This is a genomic window from Rhizobium sp. Leaf371 (genome assembly GCF_001424045.1).
In the GTDB taxonomy this organism is placed as follows: Bacteria; Pseudomonadota; Alphaproteobacteria; order Rhizobiales; family Rhizobiaceae; genus Ferranicluibacter.
The window spans coordinates 575,212-601,298 of the sequence record NZ_LMQB01000001.1 but is presented as its reverse complement, the minus strand read 5'-3'; the positions used below and the strand labels follow the sequence as shown (position 1 = coordinate 601,298).

Below are 26,087 nucleotides of genomic sequence, written 5' to 3'. Positions count from 1 at the left end.
CGGCATTCCCGAAAGGGGACGGTTCAGATGGCGGAATGCGACGGTTTGCGGCAAAGTACCGGGCAGCGCGCATGTCGCGCAATCCCGCATGGCCCTCATTACGTATTTGTAATGGTAGTGGATTTCCGATGTTCCCGAGATCGCCTCGTCATCCGGCACGGAATAAAAGAAGAACGCAATTCTGGCCTTTCAGACCCGAATCACTACATTGAGCCGCATGAGCAACGGTTTTGACGACATCCCCTTCTTCGACGAAGAGCCCGCGCGTTCGCCCGCGAGAGGCGAACGCGCAAGCGCGTCATCGCCAAAGGCCGCGGAGAGCGCGCGCGGTGCGTCCCCGGTGGAAGAAGGCAACAGTCCCGCCAAGGGCCCCTCGGGTCTCGCAGCCCGCGCCATGGCCGCACGCGACCGCGACCGCGCACCCGATTATCTCTCGGGCCTCAACCCGGAACAGCGCCTCGCGGTGGAAACGCTGGATGGCCCCGTGCTCGTTCTGGCAGGCGCCGGCACCGGCAAGACGCGGGTGCTGACCACGCGTATCGCCCATATCATGGCGACGGGCCGGGCCTATCCGAGCCAGATCCTCGCCGTCACCTTTACGAACAAGGCGGCACGCGAGATGAAGGAACGCATCGGCGTCCTCGTCGGCGGCGCGGTCGAGGGCATGCCCTGGCTCGGCACGTTCCACTCCATCGGCGTCAAGCTGCTGCGGCGCCATGCCGAACTCGCCGGCATCCGCTCCGATTTCACCATTCTCGACACCGACGACGTCACCCGCCTGATCAAGCAGATCCTGCAGGCCGAATCGATCGACGACAAACGCTGGCCGGCCAAGCAGTTCGCCCAGCTGATCGACGGCTGGAAGAACAAGGGTCTGACGCCCGCAGACATCCCCGAAGGCGATGCGCGCGCTTTCGGCAACGGCAAAGGCCGCGAGCTTTACGCCGCCTATCAGGCGCGCCTGCGCACGCTGAACGCCTGCGACTTCGGCGATCTGCTGCTCCACCCGATCGCGATCTTCCGCAAGCATCCCGATCTGCTGCGCGAGTATCACAGCCGCTTCCGCTATATTCTGGTGGACGAATATCAGGACACCAACACCGCGCAATATATGTGGCTTCGGCTGCTCGCCCAGCGGCCCACCCTGCGACAAGGGGGCACGCAACCGGCAGAAGACCGGCAAGGCCAAGCGGCCGTCGCGTCCGATGGCGCGCCGTCGCGGGGCGAGCCGCAGAGCGGCGGCAGCGTGAGCGAACAACACGTCAATATCTGCTGCGTCGGCGACGACGACCAGTCGATCTATGGCTGGCGCGGAGCGGAGGTGGACAATATCCTCCGCTTCGACAAGGATTTTCCCGGCGCGACGGTGATCAAGCTGGAGCGCAACTATCGCTCGACCGCGCATATCCTCGCCACGGCCGGCCATCTCATCGCTCACAATGAAGGCCGGCTCGGCAAGACGCTCTTCACCGACCGCCACGATCCCGAGGACCAGAAGGTTCAGGTCCACGCGGCCTGGGATTCGGAAGAGGAAGCCCGCGCCGTCGGGGAAGAGATCGAGCAGCTCCAGCGCGACAAGCATTTGCTGAACAACATGGCGATCCTGGTGCGCGCGTCTTTCCAGATGCGCGAGTTCGAAGACCGCTTCGTCACGCTCGGCCTCAACTACCGCGTCATCGGCGGCCCGCGCTTCTACGAGCGCATGGAGATCCGCGACGCGATGGCCTATTTCCGGCTCGTCTGCCAGGACGCCGACGATCTCGCCTTCGAGCGCATCGTCAACACGCCGAAGCGCGGCCTCGGCGACACCACCATCCGCCTGCTGCACGACTATGCCCGCGCCCGCGACATCCCGATGCTGGCCGCCGCCGCCGATATCATCGAGACCGACGAGGTGAAGGCCAAAGCCCGCAAGTCGCTGTTCGACGTCGTCACCATGGTGCGCCGCTGGCAGGGCCTGCTCGAAAACACGCCGCACACCGAGCTTGCCGAAATCATCCTCGAGGAATCCGGCTATACCGACATGTGGAAGGTCGACAAGACGGCGGAAGCGCCGGGCCGGCTTGAAAACCTCAAGGAACTCGTGCGCTCGATGGAAGCCTTCGAGAGCATGCGCGGCTTCCTCGAACACGTGTCGCTGGTCATGGATGCCGAGCAGAACGAGAACCTCGACGCCGTCAACATCATGACGCTGCACTCCGCCAAGGGGCTGGAATTCGACACGGTCTTTCTTCCCGGCTGGGAGGAAGGGCTGTTTCCGCACCAGCGCTCGCTGGACGAGGGCGGCCGATCCGGGCTCGAGGAGGAACGCCGCCTTGCCTATGTCGGCATCACCCGCGCTAAGCGGCGCTGCCACCTCTGGTTCGTCTCCAACCGCCGCATCCACGGCCTCTGGCAATCGACCATTCCCTCCCGCTTCATCGAGGAGCTGCCGGTGGATCATGTCGAGGTGGCGGAGATGGAGCAGTCCTATGGCGGCTACGGGCGCGGTGGCTACGGCCAGTCGCGCTTCGACAAGCAGGAGCCGTTCCAGAACACCTATGCCACGCCGGGCTGGAAGCGTGCCCAGGCCAACAAGACGGACGCGACCCGCGACAACTGGGGCAACCGCTCCGGCGTCGCCATCGACCGTATCGGTTACGGTGAAAGCGGCCCGAAGGCCCGCACGATCGAAGGGGAGCTGACCGTCCGCTCGACCGTCGAGACGCCCTCGAAATTCAGCGTTGGCGACCGCGTCTTCCACATCAAGTTCGGCAATGGCAATATCGCGGGGATCGAAGGCAACAAGCTGACGATCGACTTCGACCGCGCCGGCCAGAAGCGTGTGCTGGACGGCTTCGTCGAGAAGGTGTGACGCCTACCGTTTGACGGCGAGCCAGATCACGTGACGGGCGCCGCCGCGTTTGCCGTTGGCACGCGTCGAGACCGCCTCGGCGTCGAAGCCTGAGTCTTTCAGCCGTCGCGTGAACCGCGGGTCCGGCCCGGACGACCAGACGGCCAGCACGCCGCCCGGGCGAAGGGCCGCATGCGCGGCCCGCAGGCCCTGGTGATCGTAGAGGCGATCGTTGGAGGCGCGCGTCAGCCCGTCGGGGCCGTTGTCCACGTCGAGCAGGATGGCATCATAGGCCGCGTGCGCCGACGCGATGCAGCCGCCGACGTCGCCTTCATGGATCGCGACCCTGGGATCGTCGAGACAGCCCTTGAACACGCTGGCCATCGGCCCGCGCGCCCACCGCACCACCGCGGGCACCAGTTCGGCCACCGTCACCGCGGCATCGTCGGGCAGAACGCCGAGCGCGGCGCGCAGCGTGAACCCCATGCCGAGCCCGCCGATGAGGAAGGCCGGACGCGGGTGGTCGCCGATCCTGTCGCGTGCGAGCGACGCCAGCGCCTCTTCCGACCCGCTGAGCCGGCTGTTCATCAGCTCGTTATTGCCGAGCATGATGGAGAATTCCTGGCCGCGGCTCTTCAGCCGCAGTTCGCCGGCGCTGCCGCCGCCTGCGTCGTGGGTTGCGCCGGGAATGTCGGCTCTATCGATCTCGATCCAGGGAAGCATCGGCAGCGGTCCGGTTGAACACGGGATCTCCCTACCGCAGATCGCGGCGGACGGAAACCGGCCGAAACCCGAATCAGCCGTTGCGCGAGAACAGCGATGCCAGCGTCTTGGCCGGTTTGGAGAAGCCGCCCTTCATGCTCTTGACGATGACCATCTGCGAGATCTCGCCCCGCTTGAAGGCCTTGAGGAAGCGCGGATAGTCGGCAAAGGCGACGCAACCATGGCTGTCGCCGCGGTTCCGCAGGAGATAGCTGTGCGCCAGAAGGCCGACGCGGCCATGCGGTGCGACGCCGTCGATCGGTGTCAGGCGTACGGCTTCCACACCGTGGAACAGCGCTTCGCGCATCGTCACCTTATAGGTGCCGGGCGGCGTCGGGCCCTTCATCGGGATGTGCACGGCGTTGGGGTTGTCGCGCAGCTTGCCGATCCCGGAATGCGCCTCGAGCTTTTCGCCGTTCGGCATGTGCACGACGCCGGCCGAGATGTCGTAATAGGCGACACCCTTGCGGCTGCCGAAGAGCGGCCGGCTCGGCGCCATCGACGGCTCGTCATCGTCAAGGTCGATCGGTGCGTTCGGCTTGGCGTAGGCAAGCTGCACCGCCGGCTTGCGTGGACGCTCATTGGCTGCGGGCGCGTCGTCCGCTTCGATGGTGACGCCGGGGCGCGACAGCGGGAGGGGGCCCAGATCCGGCAGGCGCTCCGTCGTCTCGTCATCGTTGAGCACGAGGCTGAAGGGCTTCGGCAGCGACCTGGTCGGCAGGGCGTCCGGCTCCAGCATGGCATTTTCGCGCAAGGGAACCGCGATATCCGTGCGGTCTTCGAGGGATGCGACCTGAACCGGAGCAACCGTCGCCGCCACCGCCTTGGGTGGCAGTGCCGCGAGAACGATGCGATGAATGGTGCTGGCAGAGGCCATCTGCGGCTGGGTCTTGGCAACCGCGACGGCGACGACCGGCGTCTTCACGAGGCGCGAGAACTTCGCCACATGCACGGTGCGCTCGCCGACCGGCGCGCGGGCAATGGCGTTGAGGCCGAGTGAGGTCTGGAAGACCGGGCGCCCGCGTGTGGCGAGATCGCCGGCCACACCGTGCATGGTCAGAATTGTGGCCAGAAGCCAGCCGGCACCGGCAAGGCCGACGCCCGCGGCGACGAGTCCTGGAAGCAGGCGCGAGCCGCTCTCTCTGGGAAGGCCCGATCTCTGCGGCGAATGGGACGGCTGGCGGAGGGGACGCGTCTGCGAACACGTATCGACCTGTCGAACATTCTCAATCGCTGGCGCCATGGAACTCTTTACCCAAAATGGTTACGCAATTCGAAAACAGCACGCTGCACTGTTGTCGAAGCCGGCCGTTTGGGTCGCCTGGCGCTGATGTTGCGCGCTCCCTAGAACACTGCGGCTAGGCGAAAGAATGGCGAAACATGGTAACCATTTCCTTTACGAGCATCCCGAATTCTGACGATTGTCGAAATGCGGAAGCCGCGAGCGCCCCTGCGGCTTTGTCGTGATTCGCGCTGATTGGCCGTCGGTCTAGCCGTCGATGCGCGCGGGAGCCCGGCCTTCGAGGAAGAACCAGGGGCGCAGCCGCACGCCAAGAACATTGCCGGCAAAGGCGGCGACCGCCCAGAGATAGCCATGCAGGCTGCCGGAGGCGATACCGGAGAAATAGGCCCCGATGTTGCAGCCATAGGCGATCCGCGCGCCGTAACCGAGCAGAAGCCCGCCGACGACGGCCGCCAGAACGGACCTGAGCGGAATATCGAGGCGCGGCGCGAATCGCCCGGCGAGAGATGCGGCGAGCATGGCCCCGGCGATCAGCCCGAAATCCATGATCGAGGTCACGTCCGCAAAGACACTGTCGCTCAGCGCCTTGGCATTGGCCGGCGTCTGCCAATAGGCCCAGGCGGACGGATCGAAACCGATGGCCTGCGCACCCTTTGCACCCCAGAGCGCAAAGGCGGAGGTGATGCCCCAGGGCCGGCCGGCCAGCGCCAAAGTGGCGAAGTTGAGAAGCGCCAGCGCAACGGCGCCCCAGACGAGCGGCCAGGGGCCGCGGAGAAAGCGCCCGAAGCCCGTCCGCGACGCGTGCGGAGCCCGCTCAAGCGCACCGTTGCGCCGCCGCTCCACGATCACGGTCAGCCCCGCGATTGCCGCGAAGATCGCAAGCGAGACCGCGATGCCACCCCAGGCGCCGAACGTCTGGACCAGCGAGACGGGCGGCAGCGACGGCAGGCTCGTCCACCAGTCGAAATGCACGGTGGCAACGACCGAGCCGATGATGAAGAACAGGAGCGTCACCAGCATGCGCGCATTGCCGCCACCCGCCGTGAAGAGCGTGCCGGACGCGCATCCGCCGCCGAGTTGCATGCCGACGCCGAACATGAACGCACCCATCACGACGCCGAGACCCGCGGGAGAAACGGAGCCCTTGACCGGATTGCCGAACAGCGTGCCGTCGGCAAGCGCCGGGAAGAACAGAATGACGGCGAGCGCCAGGAGGATCATCTGAACCCGAAGACCCCGCCCGCGGCCTTCCGCAATGAAGACGCGCCAGGCGGAGGTGAAGCCGAACGCCGCGTGATAAAGCGAGATGCCGAGCGCACCGCCGACGAGGAAAAGCGCCCCCTGCACCGCTCCGTAGAAAAGGCCGAGCACGACCGTGCCAAGAAGAAGAACGGCAATGGCGATCAGGCCCGGCGCCCCGAGAGGCGGTGCCTCGCTTTGCGGCGATTGAGGGGATGGCGACACGGTTGAAGACGAGAGAACGGACATGAGGGTAAGCCTCCTATTTCGTTGGGATATAGGAATGACGGCACCGCGCTTCGAGCAATGGCGTTCTGCGCTTGAGCGGGATGGTAGAAAGTTTTTCCGTAAGCCGGTTAAGGTCATCTCCGAAGACTGCATGTGGGACGCAGGCGATGAAGCGTTCGCGCGCACCCAGACATTTCATCATCGATGGCTTGTATTGCGTCGTCACACACTTATCTCGGCTGTGAACCCGATCCGGAGATCTGCCGATGCCCCTGCCCCCTATCCGCCTTGCTGCCGCAGCCGCCCTCCTCGGCCTTGCGGGCCTTGCATCTCCGGCCATGGCCGAGACCGTCGGCGATGTCGGCGTTGACTGGACCGGCAACGACATCGTCGTGGATGCCGTCACCGACCCCAAGGTCGAGGGCATCACCTGCCACGTGACCTATTTCGATCGTGGCGTCATCGACCGCCTGCGCAAGGGCAACTGGTTCGAAGATCCGTCCAACAATTCCATCGCCTGCCGCCAGACCGGCCCCATCGTCATCGACGACATCGACCTGTCGAAGGGCGGCGAGGAGGTGTTTCGGTCCGGCCTGTCGCTGATCTGGAAGTCGCTCCAGGTCACGCGGATCTATGACCGGAAGAACAACACGCTGATCTACCTCGCGCATTCCCGCCAGGTCGTCGAAGGTTCGGCGAAGATGTCGATCTCGACCGTGCCGCTGTTCAACCAGCAGGTCACCTGGAAGAAGGGCGCGCCGCAATAAGGCGCGCGCCCGGCAGCGGGCCCGCCGTCAGGCCCTTGGTTCGCTCGGGACGGTTTCGCTGAGAACGGTGTGCGAGGTGACCACGGCAATTCTTGCCTGCGTCATTGCGTCGATGGCGTTGCGCAAACCGGCCGGATCGATGCCCCGGCTGGCATCCTCGATGAACCGGATCTGCGCCTCGGGCAACATGGTCCGGGCATCGAGCGCCGAGAATTTCACGCAATAATCCGTCGCCAGTCCGCAGATATCGAGACGGGTCACGCCCCGCGCCGAAAGAAGTTCGGAGAGGCCGGTCAGTGCCGCGCGATCATTGTCGCGAAAGGCGGAGTAGCTGTCGACGCGGCGGTCGAGGCCTTTTTGCTGGATGAGGTCGATCCGGTCGAGATCGAGATCGGACCGGAGCGCCGCATCCTCTGTTCCCTGAACGCAATGGTCCGGCCACAGCATCTGCGGCTGGCCGTTCAGCGTGCCCATGGTGAAGGGTGCCGCCCCCTCGTGCTGCGAGGCAAAGCTGCCGTGATCGGCGGGATGCCAGTCCTGCGAGGCGACGATGAGATCGTAGCCACCCTCGGCCATCAGCCGATTGGCGACCGGCACGATCGTGTCCCCATCGGGCACGGCAAGGTTTCCGCCCGGGCAGAAGCCGTTCTGGATATCGACGAGCAAGAGGCATTTCATCGGCTGCGTGTCTCCCCAAGACATGGTCTGGCGAGACGGACCATAGACCGCGTCCCCGCGCGGGGCTAGCCCGACAGACCATGTCCCCGCGCGGGGCGAGCCCGACGCGGAGGCGTTGCAGCGATCGTCAGCGTGCCGGCACGCCGATCAGGCGGCCTGGGCGAGCTCGTCTGCGATGACGGTGTCGAGGTTGAGGAAGCAGACCATGGTCTTTTCCAGCGCCACGATGCCGCGGCAGAAGGCGCGCTGCTCTTCCGGAATGATTTCCGGTGCGGACTGCAGGTCTTCGCTGCGGATCGTCATCATGTCGGAAACCTGCTCGACGAGCAGGCCGACCAGCTTGCCGGCGATATCGGTCACGATGATGGCCGAGCGTTCCGACGGCTCCGTCATGTTCATGCCGAGGCGGCACGCCATGTCGATGACGGGAATGACGGCGCCGCGCAGGTTGATCAGCCCGAGGACGTAGGGCGGCGTGTGCGGCATCGGCGTCACGGGCGCCCAACCGCGGATTTCGCGGATCGCCATGATGTCGATGCAGAATTCCTGGTTACCGAGATGGAAGGACACGATTTCCATCGAGCTTCCCGACTGTTTGGACGTGGTGTTCATGATCAGAATTCTTCCCATTGATCTTTGGAACTGGAGGCCGGCGCCGTTGGAAAGGCGCCGGAAAGCTTGCCCATGAGCGCCTTTGCGGGCGACGGGGCCGGACGGGTGTTGGCGGCTGCCGGCCGGATGGCCGCGGGGCGGGCATCCCCCGACCGCGTGGCGACAGACGCCAGTTTTGCGGGCGCCGCAGGGCGGTAGCTCGAAGACGACGAGGACGTCGTGCGGGGCGCGTGCGAGGACGCGGTCGCATAGGATGCCGTAGCGCCGCCGATGGCGAACTGGCCGATCAGGGCGGAAAGGCTTTCGGCATCCTGCGCGAGCGTATGGCTTGCGGCATTGGTCTGCTCGACCATGGCTGCGTTCTGCTGGGTCATCTGGTCGAGCTGGCCGATGGCAATATTGATTTCGTTCAGGCCTGTGGACTGCTCGCGTGCGGCAACGACGATGGTGCGCATATGCTCGTTGATCTGGTCAACATCGGTTCCGATGCGGCCGAGCGCGTCGCCGGTCTCCTGCACCAGTCGCACGCCGGTTCCGACTTCGGCCGAAGCCCGGCTGACGAGGCCCTTGATGTCCTTGGCGGCGCCCGCGGCCCTCTGGGCCAGTTCGCGCACTTCCTGCGCGACGACGGCAAAGCCCTTGCCCGCCTCGCCGGCACGGGCAGCCTCGACGCCGGCATTCAGGGCGAGCAGGTTGGTCTGGAAAGCGATCTCGTCGATGACGTTGATGATCTTGCCGATCTCGGCGGAGGCATCCTCGATGCGCGCCATGGCGGCGACGGCCTCGCCCACGATACGGCCGGACTCCTCGGCATTGGCGTGGGTCCGGCTGACCATCTGGCTCGCCTCTTCCGCCTTCTCGGTGGCCGTGCGCACGGTGACCGTGATCTGGTCGAGCGCGGCGGAGGTCTCTTCGAGAGAGGCGGCCTGCTGTTCGGTCCGCTTGGCCAGATCGTCGGCCGCAGACCGCATCTGGCGTCCGTTGGCGTTGATCGAGGCGCTGTTGTCGCGCATGCCGGTAAGCACGGTGCGCAGCTTCTCGACAGCCTGGTTGAAATCGAGGCGGAGCGATTCGAGGTCGGCACGGAACGGCGTATCGATGGCGATGGTCAACTGGCCATCCGCAAGCTTGTTGAGGGCCTGACCAAGGGCGGTGACGGCGCTCTGTACCTGGCGGGCGTCGTCGGCCGTTGCAGCGTCGCGCTGGCGACGATCCGTGTCGTTGTGGCTGCGGCTGTCGGCGGCATCCCGCTCCAGCCGCTGCTTGTCGATGGCATCGGTGCGGAAGCGATCGACGCAGCGCGCCATGTCGCCGATTTCGTCGCTGCGCTCCACCGCGCCGACCGCCGTGGCGTAGTCGCCGCCATGAATGCGCTGCATGCTGTCGCGCACGCCGAGAATGCCGCGGCGCAGGATGTTGCCCTGCACGGTCAGCAGCCCGAGAACGAGGCCCATCGAAAGAAGGCCGCAGATAAACTGCCAGAAGAAGGCATCGCCCGAGATGGCGCTCGCTTCCGCGATGCGCGCCTGCGTCAGCGCCATGCTGGCGTCGGCAAGATGTGCGAAACGCTCCGTCAGCTGCGAGCCGGCAGCGTCGATCTTGTCGTCGATGGCGTCGAAGGCTGCCTGGTCGGCGCCGGATTCCACCAATCCCTTGAGCTCCGTCTGGATGGACTGCGTCAATTGCGCAATCATCTCGGGGACGCCAACGCTCAGATCCGGCTTGCCGACGGCTGCGGCAAGACCGGCGATTTCCCCGCTGGCGCTCGTCAGGCTCGACACCGTCGTGTCGATTTCGGTCATGCGATCCGGCGCGATCGCCTTGTCGGCCTTGTCGACGATCGTGTCCATGGCCGCAAGCACGAGGTCGAGGCTGGTGGCGCGCAAGGTGATCGCCTTGGTCTCGACGGTCTTCGCAATGCTGGCCTCATCCAGAACCCGCTCGACCTGCCGATGCTCGTACCATCCCGTCGCCAGGATGGCGCTGATGCCGACAAACGACGCCACGCCCAGCGTGGCCAGTCGCTGACTGACGGTAAGAGAGCTCTGACGGGTCTCGTGATGAATCATTAAAGCGTCCGGAATAGCGCGGATCGTGTCGCGCGCAGGTGAAGGAGCAGCGGTCACAGATGGCGATGGCGGGAACGGCCGACGTCATGTCGACGCGCAAAAGACCTGCACGGAAGGGAAGAATAACAGCGATGCGTTAAAGATCTGGTAAAGATGTTGGCAGCGCACCCCCGCTTCTAGCCGGCCCGCAGATGCGCTATATCGGTGTCATGGACAAACGCCACATGACCAGCCACGTCACAAGCCATGCCACCTTGATCGCCCTGACGGGCGCGGTCCTGTTGCTGGTCGGATGGGCGGGGCTGATCGGTTGGTGGAGATATGGCCCCGACATGATCCTCGCACTGGCCGCAGGCAGCCTGTCGCTCTGCTTCTGAGCGCGGGCGCACAGAAACAGAAGACACCGGGTGCCGCGGACGTGATCGTGGCGATGGGTCATGCCGTGCAAATCGGTTTGCGCGGATCGCCGCTTGGCTCTATGCCTTGCGCCTAAACAATGATGCGGCGTGGACGTGAGACGAGCCTGACATGAGACTTCTTCGAGTGGTGCTGTGGATTGCCGTTCTGGTCACGGCCTCCGCGCTTGGCTTTCTGACGTACAAGATGACGCAGACCAAGGAGGCCGCAGCCGGCGGTCCGTTCGGCGTGCCCTTCACGCTGGTGGCGCAGAACGGCCAGCCGATCACGGAAAAGGCGCTGACCGGCCGGCCTTCCGCCGTGTTCTTCGGCTTTACCCATTGCCCGGAAGTCTGCCCGACGACGCTGTTCGAGATGAACGGCTGGCTCCAGACGGTCGACCCCGACAACACCAAGCTCAACGCCTTCTTCGTCACCGTCGATCCCGAGCGCGATACGCCGGAGATCCTCGGCCAGTATGTCTCCAACGTCACCAGCCGCGTGACCGGCATTTCCGGCCCGCCGGACAGGGTGATGGAGATGGTCAAGGGCTTCAGGGTCTTTGCCAAGAAGGTGCCGCTCGACGCCGCCAAACCGGATGGGGATTACACGATGGACCATTCGGCGTCCGTGTTCCTGCTGGATGCCGACGGCGGCTTCCGCGGCACCATCGCCTATGGCGAGAACACGGAAACGGCGATCCAGAAACTGAAGAATCTCACCAAGAGCTGACCGGAAAGCCGCGCGGGGCGAGCGGCGGGGAGCGCCATTCGGCATTTTGGCCGTGCAAAGCCCTGCCGTCGTGGTAAAGCGCTCATCCGAAGCTCTTGAGACCCGAAGGACGACCCGTGGCTGATTTGCGCCTCTATCTCACCACCACCGAAAAAGGTGCCGACAGCATTCTCGCCCTCATGACCGACGCCTTCGAAGACGAAGGCCATGCGATCGCAACCATGGAGATGGACGAGAAGCGCAATATCTGGGAGGCGTCCGTCTATCTCGACTTCGCCGAAGAGGACGAGGTTCGCGCCCGGTTCGCCGACATCGTGGAGCGCTGGAAACCCGGCACCGAGATCCTGCGCGAGGAAATCCCCGACATCGACTGGATCGCGAAGTCGCTTGAGGGTCTGAGCCCCGTCGTCGCCGGGCGTTTCCTCGTTCATGGCTCGCACGATCGGGACAAGGTGCGGGCCGGGCAGATCGCCATCGAGATCGATGCCGGCGAAGCCTTCGGCACGGGCCATCACGGCACCACGGCCGGCTGCTTGGAGATGATCGAGAGCGTCGCGCGGTCGCGCAGCGTCACCAATGCGCTGGATCTGGGAACGGGCAGCGGCGTGCTCGCGATCGGCCTGCGCAAGATCAAGACCGTGCCGGTGCTGGCCACCGACATCGATCCGATCGCGACCCGCGTCGCCCGCGAAAACATTCGCCGCAACGGCATCGCGAGCGGCATCTCTGCCGTCACGGCCACCGGCTTCCAGTCGCCGGCCTTCGCCGAACACGGCCCCTTCGACCTCATCATCGCCAACATTCTCGCCCGTCCGCTGATGCGCATGGCGCCGGAGCTTGCCCGTCACCTTCAGCCCGGCGGCTCGGTCATTCTCTCCGGCATCCTCGCCGAGCAGCGCTGGAAGGTTCTGTCCGCCTACAATGCCCAGAAGCTGCGCCATGTCCGCACGCTCTGGCGCAATGGCTGGGTGACCATCCACCTCGACAGCCGCGCCTGAGGCGCCTCACCGACAGACGACGACACGAAAAAGGCCGTCCGTTGCCTTCGCACCGGACGGCCTTTTTTTTCAAAACGAAGGCGATGCCGAAGCATCGCCCGTGACCGGCAAGCCGGCCATGTCCGCGAGCTCAGGGAGGAGGATCGCTCAAGCGGACTCTGCGTGATCCCTAAACGTTGCCCGGAGGGAGGAGAAGGCCAACGGTCGAACGGATCACTCAGACGATTGCCTCTCGGCATCTGCGGGAACGGGGTGTTCGCAGCCCGTCCGTTGGCAGCCCTTTTAACGCGTCTAGCGAAACCCGCTAGGGGCTGGCGCGAATAGGTGCCATGCAGATTCCGCATAAGTATGATGAATGGCCATGCGCACCGGCCAGCCGACCGCTTTGATGGGACAGCGCAGCCGGATTTGCTATAAGCGGACAACCCGTTTCATTCGCATGCAGGAAGACATCATGTTCCAGTCCTTCGACGTCACCTCCACTCCGCAGTTCGGGCGCGAACGGGCTGAAGGTCTCCGCGCTGCCTTCGACACGCTCGGTGTCGATGGTTTTCTCGTGCCGCGCGCCGACGAATATCAGGGGGAATATGTCCCGGCCTGCGCCGAGCGCCTCGCCTGGCTGACGGGCTTCACCGGCTCGGCCGGCATCGCCCTCGTGATGCGCGAGACGGCGGTGGTCTTCGTGGACGGACGCTACGTCACGCAACTGGCCGAGCAGGTGGACGGCGCGGTCTTTACCGGTGGTGACCTGATCGGTGAGCCGCCGCATCTCTGGATCGAGCGCCACCCGCCGAAGGGCTTCCGTCTCGGCATCGATCCATGGCTGCACACCAGCGCCGAGGTGCGCCGACTGGAAACCGCACTTGCAAAGATCGGCGGGACGCTCATTTACCTCGACCACAACCCGCTCGACCGCCTGTGGGCCGACCGGCCGGACATGCCGCTCGGCCGCGTCGTTATCCAGCGTATCGAGCAGGCCGGCATCCTCGCCACCGAAAAGATCGCCGACATGGCCGAAACCGTGGTGAAGGCCGGGGCTGCGGCCGTCGTTCTCACCGACCCCTCCTCCGTCGCCTGGACCTTCAACCTGCGCGGCAACGATGTTCCCCACACGCCGCATCCCCTTGCCCGCGCGATCATCCATGCCGATGGCGGGGCCGAGATCTTCCTCGACGCCCGCAAGACCGGCATCGAGGAGAAAGCCTATCTGACCCAGATGGCCGATATCAAAGCACCCGAGACCTTCGGAGCGCGGATATCGACGCTCGCTGCATCCGGCGTCTGCCTCATGCTCGATCCGGACCACGCCGCCTTCGCGCTGGCCGACCGGATCCGCAAGGACGGCGGCACCGTCATCGAGGCCGCCGATCCTGCCCGGCTGCCGCGGGCGCGCAAGAACGCGGTGGAACTCGAGGGCTCGGCCCGCGCCCACCTGCAGGACGGCGCCGCCATGGTCGAGTTCCTCGCCTGGCTCGACGGCACGACGCCCGGGACGGTCACCGAGATCGCCGCGACGGAAAAGCTCGAAGCCGTGCGGATGGCCTGCGGCGAGCGGCTGCAAAATCCGCTGAAGGACGTTTCCTTCGACACGATCGCCGGCGCGGGGCCGCATGCGGCGATCATGCATTATCGCGTCACGCGCGAAAGCGACCAGCCGCTCGAAGCAGGCACCCTGTTCCTGATCGACTCCGGCGGCCAATACGTCAACGGCACCACGGACATCACCCGCACCGTGGCGATCGGCAACGTGCCCGAAGAGCAGAAGCGCTTTTTCACGCTGGTTCTGAAGGGCATGATCGCGATCAGCACGGCGCGCTTTCCCAAGGGCACGCGGGGGGTGGAGCTCGATCCGCTTGCCCGCATCGCCCTGTGGAAGGCGGGTGCCGATTACGGCCACGGGACCGGGCACGGCGTCGGTTCCTACCTCTCGGTCCACGAGGGACCACAGCGCATCTCGCGCGCCGGCATGCAGGAGCTTCTGCCCGGCATGATTCTCTCCAACGAGCCCGGCTACTACCGCCCCGGCGCCTTCGGGATCCGCATCGAGAACCTGCTGCATGTCCTGGAGCCCGCCGCGATCGAGGGCGGCGACCAGAAGATGCTCGGATTCGAAACGCTGACCTTCTGCCCGATCGACCGCCGGCTTGTCCTGCCGGAGCTTCTGACCAAAGAGGAACGCGCCTGGATCGATGCCTATCACGCCGAAGCGCGCGAAAAGCTGGCGCCGCTGATCGACAGCGCAGCGGTGAAAAGCTGGCTGGAGACCGCGACGGCAGCGCTTTAGAGCGAGGTCGGAAACGGGCATCGGCCGGAGGAAAAGCCTCGTCGGCCGAAGCCCGGGTCAGAACAGCCCGGTCGTGCGAAGCACCATGACCACGGCCCATCCGGCCAACAGCATGGGCAGCGCCGAAAACCTCAGGCCAACGAGAAAGGCGGCAAGGATCGCGATCGTCACATCCACGCCGCCATAGACGATCGCGGGCGCCACCAAAGTCGAGAGGACCGCCGCCGGCACGGCATTGAGCGCCGCTTCCATCCGCGGTGGAATGCGCTCCATCCGCGCCATCATGATCGCGCCGCCGATGCGCGTGAGATAGGTGGCGATGGCCGCGAGGATGATAACGGCGATCAGCCGAAGATCCTGCGACAGGAAATGATCGAAGCTCATCGCGCGGCCTCCCCGGATTTGACCGGCAGGCAGGCGGCGAGCACGACGCCGGCGAGCGCGCCGATGCTGACATGCCAGGGCGAACCGACGAGGCGCATCGCGATAACCGAGACGACGGAACTGACCGCGACCACCGGCAGCCAGTTGTCGCGGCTGCGAAAGCCGAGCACCAGCGCCATGAAATAGATCGGCAACATCACATCGAGGCCGATCGCCTTGGGATCGCCGATCAACCCGCCGAAGACGGCGCCGAGGGCGGTCGCGACCAGCCAGGGCAGGTAGATCGCAAGGCCGAGCCCCATATACCAGACGAAGGTGACCGGCTCGCCGCGCTCGCCCCGCTTCTCCGTTTCGGCATATTGCGGATCGGTCAAAAGAAAGAGCGCCGCCGCTTTCTGGACAAGCGAGAAATGCGCGATGTGGCGCGCCATGGAGGCGGAATAGAGGACGTGGCGGAAGTTGACCGCAAAGACCGACAGCACGATCAGCCATGGCTGGACGGCATGGCCGAAGAGATCGAGCCCCACCATCTGGCTCGCGCCGGCAAACACCGTCGCGCTCATGAAGATCGCATCGACGATGCTGAAGCCGTTGTCGATGGCAAGCGCGCCGAACAGTGCTCCGAAAGGAGATGCGGACAGGACGATGGGAACGCCACGGCGGGCGCCGTCCCAGAAATCACGAGATGCCATGCAGACAATCCAAGGGCTTTGCCGAACCGGCGGCACGAGAGCATGTCCGGACAGAGCATGGCTGCTCGGCCGTCGAACGATGCGGCGATAGAAAAGGGCTGTACCCGGCTTTAGCCATCGATCGCGGCATCGGCAAATGAAATCCGCTGATGACCGGATCAACCCGCGTCATGCATCGTGCGGCGGCAGAAAGCCGTTCAACTCTTGACCGTGAACGTATGCTCGGGGCCGGGGAAGCTGCGCGTCTTCACCTCCTCTGCATAGGCCTTGGCGGCGGCCGATATGTCGGGAGCGAGATTGGCGAAGTGCTTGACGAACCTCGGCTTGAAATCGTTGAAGAGGCCGAGCATGTCGTCGGATACGAGGATCTGCCCGTCGCAGGCCGGCGATGCGCCGATGCCGATGGTCGGCGCCTTGAGGGAAGCGGTGATCTCGCGGGCGAGCGGCTCGACGGTCCCCTCGACCACGATGGCGAAGGCCCCGGCATCGTCGATCGCCTTGGCATCCCGCCGGATTTTTGCCGCCTCCCGCTCGTTGCGACCGAGCGAGCGGTAGCCGCCCGTGGTGTTGACCAGCTGCGGCATGAGCCCGACATGACCCAGAACCGGAATGCCCCGGCTCGCCAGGAAATCGACCGTCTCCGCCATTTCCGCCCCGCCTTCGAGCTTGATGGCATTGCAGCCGGTTTCCTTCAGGATGCGCGCGGCATTGCGAAACGCCTGCTCGCGGCTTTCCTGGTAGGAGCCGAACGGCATGTCCACCACGACGCAGGCCGCCGACGTTCCCCGCATCACGGCTTGGCCATGGGCGATCATCATCTCCAGCGTCACGCCGAGCGTCGATTCCATGCCGTAGAGCACCATGCCGAGCGAATCGCCGACCAGCAGGAAATCCACATGCGGATCGAGCAGCCGGGCGATCGGCGTCGTATAGGCCGTGAGGCTGACGATCGGCCGCTCGCCCTTGAGCGCCTGGATGGCGGAGGGTGTGAGGCGGCGGCGGGGTGCGGGGGACGCGGGCTGAACGCTCATGACAGGCGGCTTTCGAGAGAGGACGACGGTGGATAAACGCGATTGTCGAGGAGTCGCGTGGCGCCGAACCGCACGAAGAGAAGGACGAGCACCGGACGCCCCGAAACCGTGTCGATGGGGGCAAGGGTTTCCGGATCGCGAACGGCGACGACCTCGGGCACCGCGAGGGGCTCGCGGCGGATGAAGTCGGTGACGGCCTGTTCCAGCGCGTCCGCCGAGCCCATGCCGGCGCCGAGCAGCCGTCCGGCCTCGTCCAAAGTCTGCGGCACGATCGCGGCCGCGCGGCGCTCGTCCGGCGAGAGATAGACATTGCGCGAGGAGAGAGCGAGACCGTCGGCATCCCGCACGGTCGGGACGGCCACCACCGCGACCGGCTGTGCAAGATCCTCGACCATGCGGCGGATGATCTGAACCTGCTGATAATCCTTCTCGCCGAAATACGCGCGGTCCGGCTGGACGAGATTGAAGAGCTTCGTCACCACGGTCGCGACGCCCGCAAAGTGCCCCGGACGCACCGCGCCTTCGAGTTCGGCCCCGAGCGCGGGCACATCGACAACCGTCTCCATGGCCCGCGGGTACATATCGGACACGCCGGGCGCAAACAGGATATCGACGCCACCGTCACGCAGCATCGCCTGGTCGCGCGCGAGATCGCGCGGGTAACGCGAGAGATCCTCGCCCGCCCCGAACTGAAGCGGATTGACGAAGATACTGGCGACGACGATGTCATTGCTGGCACGCGCCTGCCGCACGAGGTCCATATGCCCCGCATGGAGATAGCCCATCGTCGGCACGAGCCCGATCGAGCGCCCGGCCCGCCGATGATCGCCGACCAACCGCCGCAGATCCGCAATCGCTGAAACTGTCTCCATCCCGGACCTCCCCTCCGTTACAGGCATCCGGTATCGCGTGCCGTGCCGGAAGACAATTCAAAGCCGACGCGGGAGCAAAATAAACGGCTGACGGACGAAGAACGGCGACGCCTCACCCGCCGATCAAGGCCAGCCATTCGTCCTCGTCCATGGTCTGAACGCCAAGCTCCCGGGCCTTGTCGAGCTTGGAGCCCGCACCGGGACCGGCGACGAGAATATCTGTCTTCTTGGAAACCGACCCGGAGACCTTGGCACCCAGACTCTCCGCCCGCGCCTTGGCCTCGTCGCGCGTGAATTTTTCGAGAGACCCGGTAAAGACCACCGTCTTTCCCGCCACCGGGCTCCCCTCGCCCGAAGGCGCCTCCGCATCGAGCGGCGTGACCTGTTCGAGCAGACGATCGACCACCGCCACGTTTCGCTCTTCCTTGTAGAACTCCACGATGGCGCGCGCGACGACCTCGCCGATCCCGTCGATCCGGTTGAGGTCGTCCCAGGCCTCCGACCCCGGCTCGCCCGCCGCCCGCATCGCTTTGTCGAACTCGCCATAGTTGCCATAGGAGCGGGCGAGCAACTTCGCCGTGGTCTCCCCGACATGGCGAATGCCGAGCGCATAGATGAAGCGGGGCAAAGCCACCTGACGCCGCTCGTTGATCGCCTCGTAGAGCTTGCGGACGCTGACCTTGCCGAACCCGTCGATATTTTCGAGCTTGGAGAGCGAACCGTTCTGCCGCTCTTCCAGCGTAAAAATATCGGGCGCGGTGCGGATCGACAGGCTTGGGTCTTCCGCGGCAAAGAAAAAGTCGATCTGCTTGGCACCGAAGCCCTCGATATCGAAGGCGTTCCGCGAGACGAAATGCTTCAGATGCTCCACCGCCTGCGCCCGGCAGACGAAGCCGCCAGTGCAGCGCGTAACCGAATCGACCTTGCCGGTCTTCTCGTTGACCTCGCGCACCGCATGGCTGCCGCAGACGGGACAGGTCTTCGGAAAGACGTACGGCGTGCTGTCGGCCTCGCGCTTCTCCTCGACGATATCGACGATCTGCGGAATGACGTCGCCGGCGCGCTGGACGATGACGGTATCGCCGATGCGGATATCGCGCCCGTCGCGCAGCGGCTGGCCGGCATTGCCGATGCCTTTGATGTAGTCCTCGTTGTGCAGCGTCGCATTGGTGACGACGACCCCGCCGACCGTTACCGGCACGAGGCGCGCCACGGGCGTCAGCGCCCCGGTCCGTCCCACCTGGATATCGATGGCGGTCAGAATGGTAAAAGCCTGTTCGGCCGGAAACTTGTGCGCGGTCGCCCAGCGCGGCGAGCGCGACCGGAAGCCGAGCCGGCGCTGCAAAGCAAGGTCATCGACCTTGTAGACGACGCCATCGATGTCGTAGTCCAGCTCCGGCCGCTGCAGGCCGATCCGCTGGTAGTGATCGAGGATTTCGGCAACCGATGTCAGCCGCTGCGTCAGCGGATTGACCGGGAAGCCCCAGCCCTTCAGCGCCTCGACCATGCCGGACTGGGTATCCGACGGCATCTCCGACATCTCGCCCCAGGCATAGGCGAAAAAGCGCAGCTTGCGCGTCGCGGTGATCGCGGGATCGAGCTGGCGAAGCGAGCCCGCAGCCGTGTTGCGCGGATTGACATAGGTCTGCCGGCCCTCGGCTTCCATCTGCGCGTTGAGCTTGAGAAAATCGCTCTTGGCCATGTAGACCTCGCCGCGCACCTCGACCACATCGGGCGCGCCATCGGGAAGCGTTTGGGGAATTTCCGCGATCGTCCGGATATTGGCGGTGACATTCTCGCCCGTCGTGCCATCGCCGCGCGTAGCCGCCGTCACCAGCTTGCCCTTCTCGTAGCGCAGTGACATGGAAAGGCCGTCGATCTTCGGCTCGGCCGTAAACGCGATGGACTCATCCGGCAACCGGCCGAGAAACCGGTAGACGCTGGCGATGAAGTCGCTGACGTCCTCGTCGGAAAACACGTTGTCGAGCGACAGCATGGGACGGGCATGGGGGACCTGCTGGAAGAGGCCGGACGGTTCCGCGCCGACTTTTCCGGAAGGACTATCGGGCCGCACGAAATCGGGAAAGCGCGCCTCGATCTCGCCGTTGCGCCGCTTCAGCGCATCATATTCCGCGTCCGATATCTCCGGCTCGTCCTTGCCGTGATAGAGCGCATCGTGACGGGCAAGCTCGGAGGCGAGAAACGCCAGTTCCTCCACGGCATCGGCTTCGCTCAGCGCATCCACGGGCTTCGTATCGGTCATGGCGCTCACTCCTGCTGTCGGGAGTGTTGTAGCGAGAATCATTCTTTTGAGAAGAGGAGGAAGCTGGCGATTCCAAGCCTATCGCTCGGAAGATTTTGCGTAAGGACTTGTGAATACGCTTAAAAAAGAAGCTCCGACCTCAGCCGCCGCCGGCCAGCAATTTCGCCGCCGCCGCCCGCGCCTCCTCGGTGATGGAGGCGCCCGCAAGCATCCGGGCGATCTCTTCGGTGCGGGCCTTGTCGTCCATGCGCGCCACCCGCGTCGCGATCATCTCCGAGGATTTTTCGGACGGGCCCTTGGAGATCAAAAGATGCGTCGCCGCCCGCGCGGCCACCTGCGGCGCATGGGTGACGGAGAGCACCTGAACCGTCTTCGACAGCCGCTTCAGCCGCTGCCCGATCGCATCGGCCACCGCGCCGCCGACCCCCGTATCGATCTCGTCGAAGACGAGCGTCGGTGCCGAACCGCGATCGGCAAGCGCCACCTTCAACGCCAGAAGAAAGCGCGACAGTTCGCCCCCCGAAGCGACCTTCATGATCGGCCCAGGCCGTGTGCCCGGATTGGTCTGCACGTGGAATTCGACCGTATCGATGCCCTCGGCCGTCAGTTGCGTCGGGTCGCTCACGACCTCCGCCATGAAGCGCGCGCGCTCCAGCTTCAAGGCCGGCAGCTCCGCCATGACCGCTTCGGAGAGCGCATGGGCAGTGTTGTGTCGCTTGGAGGACAAAGCGGCGGCGGCCGCGTCGAAATCGGCCCGTGCGATGGCGACCTGCGCCTCGAACTGCTTCAGCTTTTCCTCGCCGGCATCGAGATCGGCCACGCTGTTGATCATGCGCACGGCCAGCGCCGGAAGCTCGGTGACGGGAACCGAATATTTGCGGGCGGCGGCACGCAGCGCAAACAGCCGCTCTTCCACCCGTTCCAGTTCCTTCGGATCGTATTCCGTCCGCCGCAAGGCTGCGTCGACCGCCATCTGCGCGTCGGACAAATGGTTCAGCGCCAGATCGAGCAGGTTGACGGTTTCTTCCAGCAGGCCCGGCGCCTCATGGCTCTTGCGCTCCAGGCGCCGCACCAAAGAGGCGATCTGCGGCACGGGAGAGGCGTTGCCGTTGAGAAAATCGCTGGCCTCGCTGATATCCGACGCGATGCGCTCGGATTTCATCATCGTCGCCCGGCGCTCGGCAAGCTCGTCCTCCTCGCCATCGAGCGGCGACAGGGCTTCAAGCTCCTCGACGGCGGCACGCAGGTAATCGGCCTCGCGCGCGGCGGCATCCACCTTTTCGCGGTGGCGCTTCAGGCCGCGCTCGGCATCCCGCCAGATCCGGAAAAGATCGCCGACCGTCTCGGCCTCGGCCGTGAGGCCGCCGAAGGCATCGAGCAGCAGCCGGTGGGCATGGGTATCCACGAGCGCGCGATCGTCATGCTGGCCATGGATTTCCACGAGCCGCTGGCCTGCCTGACGCAGGAGCTGGACGGAGACCGGCTGGTCGTTGACATAGGCCTTGGTGCGGCCGTCGGAGGATTGCACACGGCGGAAGATCAGATCGCCATCGTCATCAATGCCGTTTTCGCGCACGAGCACACGGGCGGGATGATCCATCGCGACGTCGAAGACGGCCGTCACCTGCCCTTTGGTCCCGCCATGCCGCACGAGCGAACCGTCGCCGCGACCGCCGAGCGCCAACGAAAGACTGTCGAGCAGAATAGACTTGCCGGCCCCGGTCTCGCCGGTCAGGACCGAAAGGCCCGCATCGAAGGACAGATCAAGCCGTTCGATCAGGACGATATCGCGGATCGAGAGCTGTGCAAGCATTCGGTCTTCTGTTCTTTCGGATCAGACGCCGAGAAGCTTCTTGCCGGCCCGGGAAATCCAGGATCCGCCATTCTCGCGCGGCTCGAGCCCGTTGGTCTGCAGCAGCTTGTAGCTGTCCGCATACCATTGGCTGTCGGGATAGTTATGTCCGAGAACGGCGGCAGCCGTCTGGGCTTCGCTGGTGATCCCCATGGCGAAATAGCTCTCGACGAGACGGGCCAGCGCTTCCTCGACCTGGTTGGTGCCGGCATACTGCTCGACCACGGTGCGGAACCGGGTGACGGCGGCCAGATATTCCTTGCGCTCCAGATAATAACGCCCGACCTGCATTTCCTTGCCGGCGAGCTGGTCCTTCGCGTAGCGGATCTTGGCCTGCGCATCCTCGACATATTCCGAATTCGGATATTTATCGACGACGACCTGCATGGCCTCGATCGTCTTGAAGGCCGGCTTCTGGTCCTGCGTGACCGTGGGGATCTGCTTGGAATAGGCGAGACCCAGAATGTACTGGGCGTAGGCCGCGTCTTCCGATTCGGGATAGAGATTGAGATAACGGCTGGCCGCGTTGATCGCGTCCTGGTTCTGACCCTGGCGGTAGTTCACGAAGGCCTTCATTACCAAAGCTTTGCGGGCATATTCGGAGAACGGCTGCTGCTTGTCGATCGCGTCGAACTTGCGCGCGGCTTCCGTCGTCTTGCCCGCATTCAGGTTGGCAAGGCCCTGATTGTAGAGAACCTCAGGCGGATCGGTCTCGGCCGAGAGCTTGGTGATGTCGATGTCGGGGTCGTTCTGGCAACCGGTGACCACGATGCTGGTTGTCGCCGCAACAAGCGTGACCATCGCCACGCGCTTGATCGTCTTCCATTCGAAGCCGTCTGCAAAAACCATCAGAAAATCCCAACTCGAGTGGCAGCTGCCCCGCCGCCGACCATGCGGTTCTAGATCATACTAGAACAAGTCCGCAACGTCATGGTGATCGAATAACGCAATTTTGTGGCATCGCGTCCATGAAAAAGCCGGTCTTGTGACCGGCTTTAAGGCAATTTCGATGGCTGAGATGCGTCAGGCCGAGAGTTCGGACGCGCCGGCGACCTGCTTCTCGCGGGGAAGACGCGTCCGCGGCATGGCCGTTTCCACGATCTCGTAAGCGGTGGCATCGCTGAACAGAGCCTGAAGCGCATTGGCATTCATCTTGTGGCCACCGCGATAGGAGCGGTAGCAGCCGATGAACGGCAGGCCCGCCAGCGCCAGATCGCCAACCGCGTCGAGCGTCTTGTGACGGACGAACTCGTCCTTGGCGTAGCGCAGGCCCTCGACATTGATGACCGTATGGTCGTCGGCAATGACGACAGAATTTTCGAGAGACGACCCGAGACCACGACCGGCCGCCCACATCCGCTCGACATCGCGCATGAAGCCGAAGGTGCGGGCGCGCGAAAGTTCGTTCTTGAAGGTCGCAGCCGTCATGTCGCCCTTCCAGGACTGGCGGCCGATCAGCGGCGTATCGAAATCAATCTCGACTTCGAAGCGCATGCCGGCGTCATAGGGCACGAACTCGGACCAGGAGGCGCCGTGCTCGATGCGCACCGGCTTCAGGATACGAATGTAGCGACGCTTGACGGCGAGCGCCTTGATGCCCGTCTGCTCGATCGCGTCGATGAAGGGTGCGGAGCTGCCGTCCATGATCGGCATTTCGGCGCCGTGAACCTCGACCAGCAGATTGTCGATGCCGACGGCATAGATGGCGGCCATCACATGCTCGATCGTGGCGATCCAGGTGGCCGGGGACGTGCCAAGAATGGTGCAGAGATCGGTATTGCCGACATTGGAGGACACGGCGCGATATTCGCCGAGAACGCGCTCGCCCTCGACGCGCTGGAAGACGACGCCGGTATTGGCCTCAGCGGGGTGGAAGGTGATCGAAACGTCGGTGCCGGAATGAACGCCCGTGCCGCTCAGGGTGACCTGGTCGGCGATCGTCGTCTGAAATCCCAGCAGTCCAATTCCCAGTCCCATACTCTTCACTTTCACAATCCTGGCGGCGAGCCGCCCTATTCCGTGTCTGCAAGATACGTCTTTGAGCCTCAGGTCAACCTTTCGCCGGCACATGCGACGTGCGGCCTGATCCTTCGAAGCGGTCGAGAGCGCGGATATCCACAGACTTTCGAGTTTGAAGATAAGGCCCGCGTCCGGCCATTCCAAATCACTGTTTCTTTCGCTTTGTAACGCTTCTTCGTCTGTCGCTATCCCCTTGCAAACATAGCGGAAAAACGGAAAAGCCTGGGCTTGGAGCCCAGGCGTTCCGGCAAGGTAGAAGGCGGGTGGAAAATCAGTTCGACTGACGGCGCAGGAACGCCGGAATCTCAAGCTGATCGTCGTCCTGCGCACGCGGCTGCGGGTTCGTGCGGCCGCGTTCGTCGAGCGCACCGCGACGCGGTGCGTAGACGCTCGCCTCGGGGGACAGCGGACGGCGCTGCTGCGATGCAGCGCTCGGCGCTCCCGAGGTCATGTCCGACGCGACGGAATGGTCTTCCTCTTCGCGGCGGCCGAGCGAATTGGTGATTCGCTTGAGAAGGCCCATCGGACCACGCTCTTCGTGGTGCGCTGCAGCCGGCTGGGACCGGTGCTCGGCTTCGGCCTTCACCATCGGCGGGAAGTCCTCGACCTTGGGCATGCGGGCCTGTTCCGGCTGGCGCATCATCGGAGCGGGCTCGTGACGCTGAACCATCGGCTCATGCTGCATGTAGGGTGCCTGGACCTGCTGGTGTACCGGCTGGGAATGCATCGGAGCGGCCTGCATCGGCTGCTGCTGGTACATCGGCATCTCGACCGGAGCCGGCTGCATGGCAACCTGCGGCGCCGGAGCCCGCATGACGGGGGCGGCTTCCGGTGCGGCACCGGCAAACAGCTTGCTCTGCGGACGGAAGTCGTCCTGGGCCTTTTCGGCAGCGCGCGCCTGGATCAGGAGCTCGCGTTCGATTTCGGCCTGGCGGATGGCTTCGGCGATGTGGTCGGCCTGCGGCGCCTGGGCGACCGGCTGGGGAGCCGGCTGCTGCATGACGGGTGCGGGCTGAGCCTGCATGGCGGGTGCGGCGGCCGGAGCTGCCGGACGCGTGGCGGGCTTTGCTGCTACCGGGCGAAAGCTGGAAGTTCGATCGGCCACCTCCGCGGCCGTACGATCGATTCCGGTTGCAACGACGGAGACACGAATCATGCCTTCGAGCTCTTCGTCGAACGTCGCGCCGAGAATGATGTTGGCGTCCGGATCGACTTCTTCGCGGATGCGGGTCGCGGCTTCGTCGACTTCGAACAGCGTCATGTCGCGACCGCCGGTGATCGAGATCAGCAGGCCCTGCGCACCCTTCATCGACGTTTCGTCGAGGAGCGGGTTGGCAATCGCGGCTTCGGCAGCGGCCATGGCGCGGCCATCGCCCGAGGCTTCGCCGGTGCCCATCATCGCACGACCCATCTCGCGCATGACCGAGCGAACGTCGGCGAAGTCGAGGTTGATGAGGCCTTCCTTGACCATCAGGTCGGTGATGCAGGCAACGCCCGAATAGAGCACCTGGTCGGCCATCGCGAAGGCGTCGGCGAAGGTGGTCTTGTCGTTGGCGATGCGGAAGAGGTTCTGGTTGGGGATGACGATCAGCGTATCGACCGACTTCTGCAATTCGGCGATGCCCTGATCGGCAAGACGCATGCGGCGCTGGCCTTCGAAGTGGAACGGCTTGGTGACGACGCCGACGGTCAGAATGCCCTTGTTGCGCGCCGCCTGTGCGACGACCGGAGCAGCCCCCGTCCCCGTGCCGCCGCCCATGCCGGCGGTGACGAAGCACATATGCGTGCCGGAGAGGTGATCGATGATCTCGTCGATGCACTCCTCGGCGGCTGCACGACCGACTTCCGGCTGCGAACCCGCGCCGAGACCTTCGGTAACGGCCACACCCATCTGGATGATTCGTTCGGCCTTGGTCATGGTCAGTGCCTGGGCGTCCGTGTTGGCGACAACGAAGTCGACGCCCTGGAGGCCTGCGGTGATCATGTTGTTGACGGCATTGCCGCCGCCGCCGCCGACACCGATGACGGTGATGCGGGGCTTGAGCTCGGTGATATCCGGCTTCTGCAAGTTGATGGTCATTTTACCCGTTCCTTCCTGGTTTCTGGTCGCCTTGCCGAGCCGACCAAATCTCA

21 protein-coding genes are annotated in these 26,087 nt (G+C 64.7%); 6 read left to right on the top strand and 15 right to left on the bottom strand.

The window, feature by feature from the left end; genetic code table 11:
* Positions 1 to 217 precede the first annotated feature (217 nt).
* Positions 218 to 2,854 (top strand): UvrD-helicase domain-containing protein, encoded by a 2,637-nt coding sequence (locus tag ASG39_RS02640; RefSeq protein WP_062592516.1) that lies wholly within the window; start codon positions 218 to 220, stop codon positions 2,852 to 2,854.
* A 3-nt stretch (positions 2,855 to 2,857) separates the two neighbouring features.
* On the opposite strand, the gene ASG39_RS02635 is transcribed toward ASG39_RS02640, so the two are convergent.
* The 3 genes from ASG39_RS02635 to ASG39_RS02625 all read right to left on the bottom strand — a co-directional run bounded on the left by ASG39_RS02635 (position 2,858) and on the right by ASG39_RS02625 (position 6,326).
* The gene (locus tag ASG39_RS02635) at positions 2,858 to 3,556 is read right to left on the bottom strand and encodes a hypothetical protein (RefSeq protein ID WP_062592514.1); all 699 of its coding nucleotides are present in this window, start codon (positions 3,554 to 3,556) and stop codon (positions 2,858 to 2,860) included.
* 73 nt (positions 3,557 to 3,629) lie between these two features.
* Positions 3,630 to 4,838: a DUF2778 domain-containing protein gene (locus ASG39_RS02630; protein WP_062592511.1), complete on the bottom strand. Its 1,209-nt coding sequence runs from the start codon at positions 4,836 to 4,838 to the stop codon at positions 3,630 to 3,632.
* A gap of 246 nt (positions 4,839 to 5,084) precedes the next feature.
* Positions 5,085 to 6,326, bottom strand: a complete 1,242-nt coding sequence (locus ASG39_RS02625; protein ID WP_062592509.1) for a YeeE/YedE family protein — start codon at positions 6,324 to 6,326, stop codon at positions 5,085 to 5,087.
* 245 nt (positions 6,327 to 6,571) lie between these two features.
* Between ASG39_RS02625 and ASG39_RS02620 the strand changes: the two genes are divergently transcribed.
* Positions 6,572 to 7,072: a CreA family protein gene (locus tag ASG39_RS02620; RefSeq protein WP_082476864.1), complete on the top strand. Its 501-nt coding sequence runs from the start codon at positions 6,572 to 6,574 to the stop codon at positions 7,070 to 7,072.
* Between the two features lie 27 nt (positions 7,073 to 7,099).
* Here the strand turns inward: ASG39_RS02620 and pncA are convergent, their stop codons facing one another.
* The 3 genes from pncA to ASG39_RS02605 form a co-directional block, all read right to left on the bottom strand.
* The gene (gene pncA, locus ASG39_RS02615) at positions 7,100 to 7,750 is read right to left on the bottom strand and encodes a bifunctional nicotinamidase/pyrazinamidase (protein WP_062592507.1); all 651 of its coding nucleotides are present in this window, start codon (positions 7,748 to 7,750) and stop codon (positions 7,100 to 7,102) included.
* A 147-nt stretch (positions 7,751 to 7,897) separates the two neighbouring features.
* A complete protein-coding gene (locus tag ASG39_RS02610; RefSeq protein ID WP_062474135.1) occupies positions 7,898 to 8,362 on the bottom strand; it encodes a chemotaxis protein CheW in 465 nt (154 codons plus the stop codon).
* A 2-nt stretch (positions 8,363 to 8,364) separates the two neighbouring features.
* Positions 8,365 to 10,368: a methyl-accepting chemotaxis protein gene (locus ASG39_RS02605; protein ID WP_244481101.1), complete on the bottom strand. Its 2,004-nt coding sequence runs from the start codon at positions 10,366 to 10,368 to the stop codon at positions 8,365 to 8,367.
* Positions 10,369 to 10,655: 287 nt separating this feature from the next.
* Here ASG39_RS02605 and ASG39_RS02600 point away from each other — a divergent pair, with 287 nt between their 5' ends.
* The 4 genes from ASG39_RS02600 to ASG39_RS02585 all read left to right on the top strand — a co-directional run bounded on the left by ASG39_RS02600 (position 10,656) and on the right by ASG39_RS02585 (position 14,841).
* Positions 10,656 to 10,808 (top strand): hypothetical protein, encoded by a 153-nt coding sequence (locus tag ASG39_RS02600; protein ID WP_156467981.1) that lies wholly within the window; start codon positions 10,656 to 10,658, stop codon positions 10,806 to 10,808.
* 151 nt (positions 10,809 to 10,959) lie between these two features.
* Entirely contained in the window at positions 10,960 to 11,559 is a 600-nt protein-coding gene (locus ASG39_RS02595) for an SCO family protein (RefSeq protein ID WP_062592500.1), read from the top strand.
* A 116-nt stretch (positions 11,560 to 11,675) separates the two neighbouring features.
* Complete coding sequence (locus ASG39_RS02590) at positions 11,676 to 12,557, top strand: 50S ribosomal protein L11 methyltransferase (RefSeq protein ID WP_062592498.1); 882 nt, start codon at positions 11,676 to 11,678, stop codon at positions 12,555 to 12,557.
* Positions 12,558 to 13,011: 454 nt separating this feature from the next.
* On the top strand, positions 13,012 to 14,841 hold the full coding sequence (locus ASG39_RS02585) for an aminopeptidase P family protein (RefSeq protein ID WP_062593366.1): 1,830 nt from the start codon (positions 13,012 to 13,014) through the stop codon (positions 14,839 to 14,841).
* Between the two features lie 57 nt (positions 14,842 to 14,898).
* On the opposite strand, the gene ASG39_RS02580 is transcribed toward ASG39_RS02585, so the two are convergent.
* The 9 genes from ASG39_RS02580 to ftsZ form a co-directional block, all read right to left on the bottom strand.
* Positions 14,899 to 15,225 carry an AzlD family protein gene (locus ASG39_RS02580; RefSeq protein ID WP_062592495.1) on the bottom strand — a complete coding sequence of 109 codons (327 nt, stop codon included), beginning with the start codon at positions 15,223 to 15,225 and terminating at the stop codon, positions 14,899 to 14,901.
* On the bottom strand, positions 15,222 to 15,917 hold the full coding sequence (locus ASG39_RS02575; protein WP_062592493.1) for an AzlC family ABC transporter permease: 696 nt from the start codon (positions 15,915 to 15,917) through the stop codon (positions 15,222 to 15,224). Before ASG39_RS02575 ends, ASG39_RS02580 begins: the two co-directional genes overlap by 4 nt.
* 197 nt (positions 15,918 to 16,114) lie before the next feature.
* Positions 16,115 to 16,948 (bottom strand): 3-methyl-2-oxobutanoate hydroxymethyltransferase, encoded by an 834-nt coding sequence (panB, locus tag ASG39_RS02570; RefSeq protein WP_062592491.1) that lies wholly within the window; start codon positions 16,946 to 16,948, stop codon positions 16,115 to 16,117.
* The gene (panC, locus tag ASG39_RS02565) at positions 16,945 to 17,820 is read right to left on the bottom strand and encodes a pantoate--beta-alanine ligase (protein ID WP_062592489.1); all 876 of its coding nucleotides are present in this window, start codon (positions 17,818 to 17,820) and stop codon (positions 16,945 to 16,947) included. Before panC ends, panB begins: the two co-directional genes overlap by 4 nt.
* 112 nt (positions 17,821 to 17,932) lie before the next feature.
* A complete protein-coding gene (gene ligA, locus ASG39_RS02560) occupies positions 17,933 to 20,083 on the bottom strand; it encodes an NAD-dependent DNA ligase LigA (protein WP_062592487.1) in 2,151 nt (716 codons plus the stop codon).
* A 139-nt stretch (positions 20,084 to 20,222) separates the two neighbouring features.
* Entirely contained in the window at positions 20,223 to 21,896 is a 1,674-nt protein-coding gene (gene recN, locus ASG39_RS02555; RefSeq protein WP_062592485.1) for a DNA repair protein RecN, read from the bottom strand.
* Between the two features lie 21 nt (positions 21,897 to 21,917).
* Positions 21,918 to 22,736, bottom strand: coding sequence for an outer membrane protein assembly factor BamD (locus ASG39_RS02550; protein ID WP_244481122.1), 819 nt, complete (start codon positions 22,734 to 22,736; stop codon positions 21,918 to 21,920).
* Positions 22,737 to 22,958: 222 nt separating this feature from the next.
* Positions 22,959 to 23,906, bottom strand: coding sequence for a UDP-3-O-acyl-N-acetylglucosamine deacetylase (gene lpxC, locus ASG39_RS02545; protein ID WP_062593364.1), 948 nt, complete (start codon positions 23,904 to 23,906; stop codon positions 22,959 to 22,961).
* A gap of 319 nt (positions 23,907 to 24,225) precedes the next feature.
* A complete protein-coding gene (gene ftsZ / locus ASG39_RS02540) occupies positions 24,226 to 26,034 on the bottom strand; it encodes a cell division protein FtsZ (RefSeq protein WP_062592481.1) in 1,809 nt (602 codons plus the stop codon).
* Positions 26,035 to 26,087: the final 53 nt, after the last annotated feature.

Coding starts and splice junctions, on each gene's coding strand:
- ligA (WP_062592487.1), bottom strand. CDS start 20,083: ATGACCGATACGAAGCCCGTGGATGCGCTGAGCGAAGCCGATGCCGTG.
- panB (WP_062592491.1), bottom strand. CDS start 16,948: ATGAGCGTTCAGCCCGCGTCCCCCGCACCCCGCCGCCGCCTCACACCC.
- ASG39_RS02550 (WP_244481122.1), bottom strand. CDS start 22,736: ATGGTCACGCTTGTTGCGGCGACAACCAGCATCGTGGTCACCGGTTGC.
- ftsZ (WP_062592481.1), bottom strand. CDS start 26,034: ATGACCATCAACTTGCAGAAGCCGGATATCACCGAGCTCAAGCCCCGC.
- ASG39_RS02640 (WP_062592516.1), top strand. CDS start 218: ATGAGCAACGGTTTTGACGACATCCCCTTCTTCGACGAAGAGCCCGCG.
- ASG39_RS02620 (WP_082476864.1), top strand. CDS start 6,572: ATGCCCCTGCCCCCTATCCGCCTTGCTGCCGCAGCCGCCCTCCTCGGC.
- ASG39_RS02630 (WP_062592511.1), bottom strand. CDS start 4,838: ATGGCGCCAGCGATTGAGAATGTTCGACAGGTCGATACGTGTTCGCAG.
- pncA (WP_062592507.1), bottom strand. CDS start 7,750: ATGAAATGCCTCTTGCTCGTCGATATCCAGAACGGCTTCTGCCCGGGC.
- ASG39_RS02610 (WP_062474135.1), bottom strand. CDS start 8,362: ATGAACACCACGTCCAAACAGTCGGGAAGCTCGATGGAAATCGTGTCC.
- panC (WP_062592489.1), bottom strand. CDS start 17,820: ATGGAGACAGTTTCAGCGATTGCGGATCTGCGGCGGTTGGTCGGCGAT.
- ASG39_RS02580 (WP_062592495.1), bottom strand. CDS start 15,225: ATGAGCTTCGATCATTTCCTGTCGCAGGATCTTCGGCTGATCGCCGTT.
- ASG39_RS02625 (WP_062592509.1), bottom strand. CDS start 6,326: ATGTCCGTTCTCTCGTCTTCAACCGTGTCGCCATCCCCTCAATCGCCG.
- ASG39_RS02595 (WP_062592500.1), top strand. CDS start 10,960: ATGAGACTTCTTCGAGTGGTGCTGTGGATTGCCGTTCTGGTCACGGCC.
- ASG39_RS02635 (WP_062592514.1), bottom strand. CDS start 3,556: ATGCTTCCCTGGATCGAGATCGATAGAGCCGACATTCCCGGCGCAACC.
- recN (WP_062592485.1), bottom strand. CDS start 21,896: ATGCTTGCACAGCTCTCGATCCGCGATATCGTCCTGATCGAACGGCTT.
- ASG39_RS02575 (WP_062592493.1), bottom strand. CDS start 15,917: ATGGCATCTCGTGATTTCTGGGACGGCGCCCGCCGTGGCGTTCCCATC.
- ASG39_RS02600 (WP_156467981.1), top strand. CDS start 10,656: ATGACCAGCCACGTCACAAGCCATGCCACCTTGATCGCCCTGACGGGC.
- ASG39_RS02585 (WP_062593366.1), top strand. CDS start 13,012: ATGTTCCAGTCCTTCGACGTCACCTCCACTCCGCAGTTCGGGCGCGAA.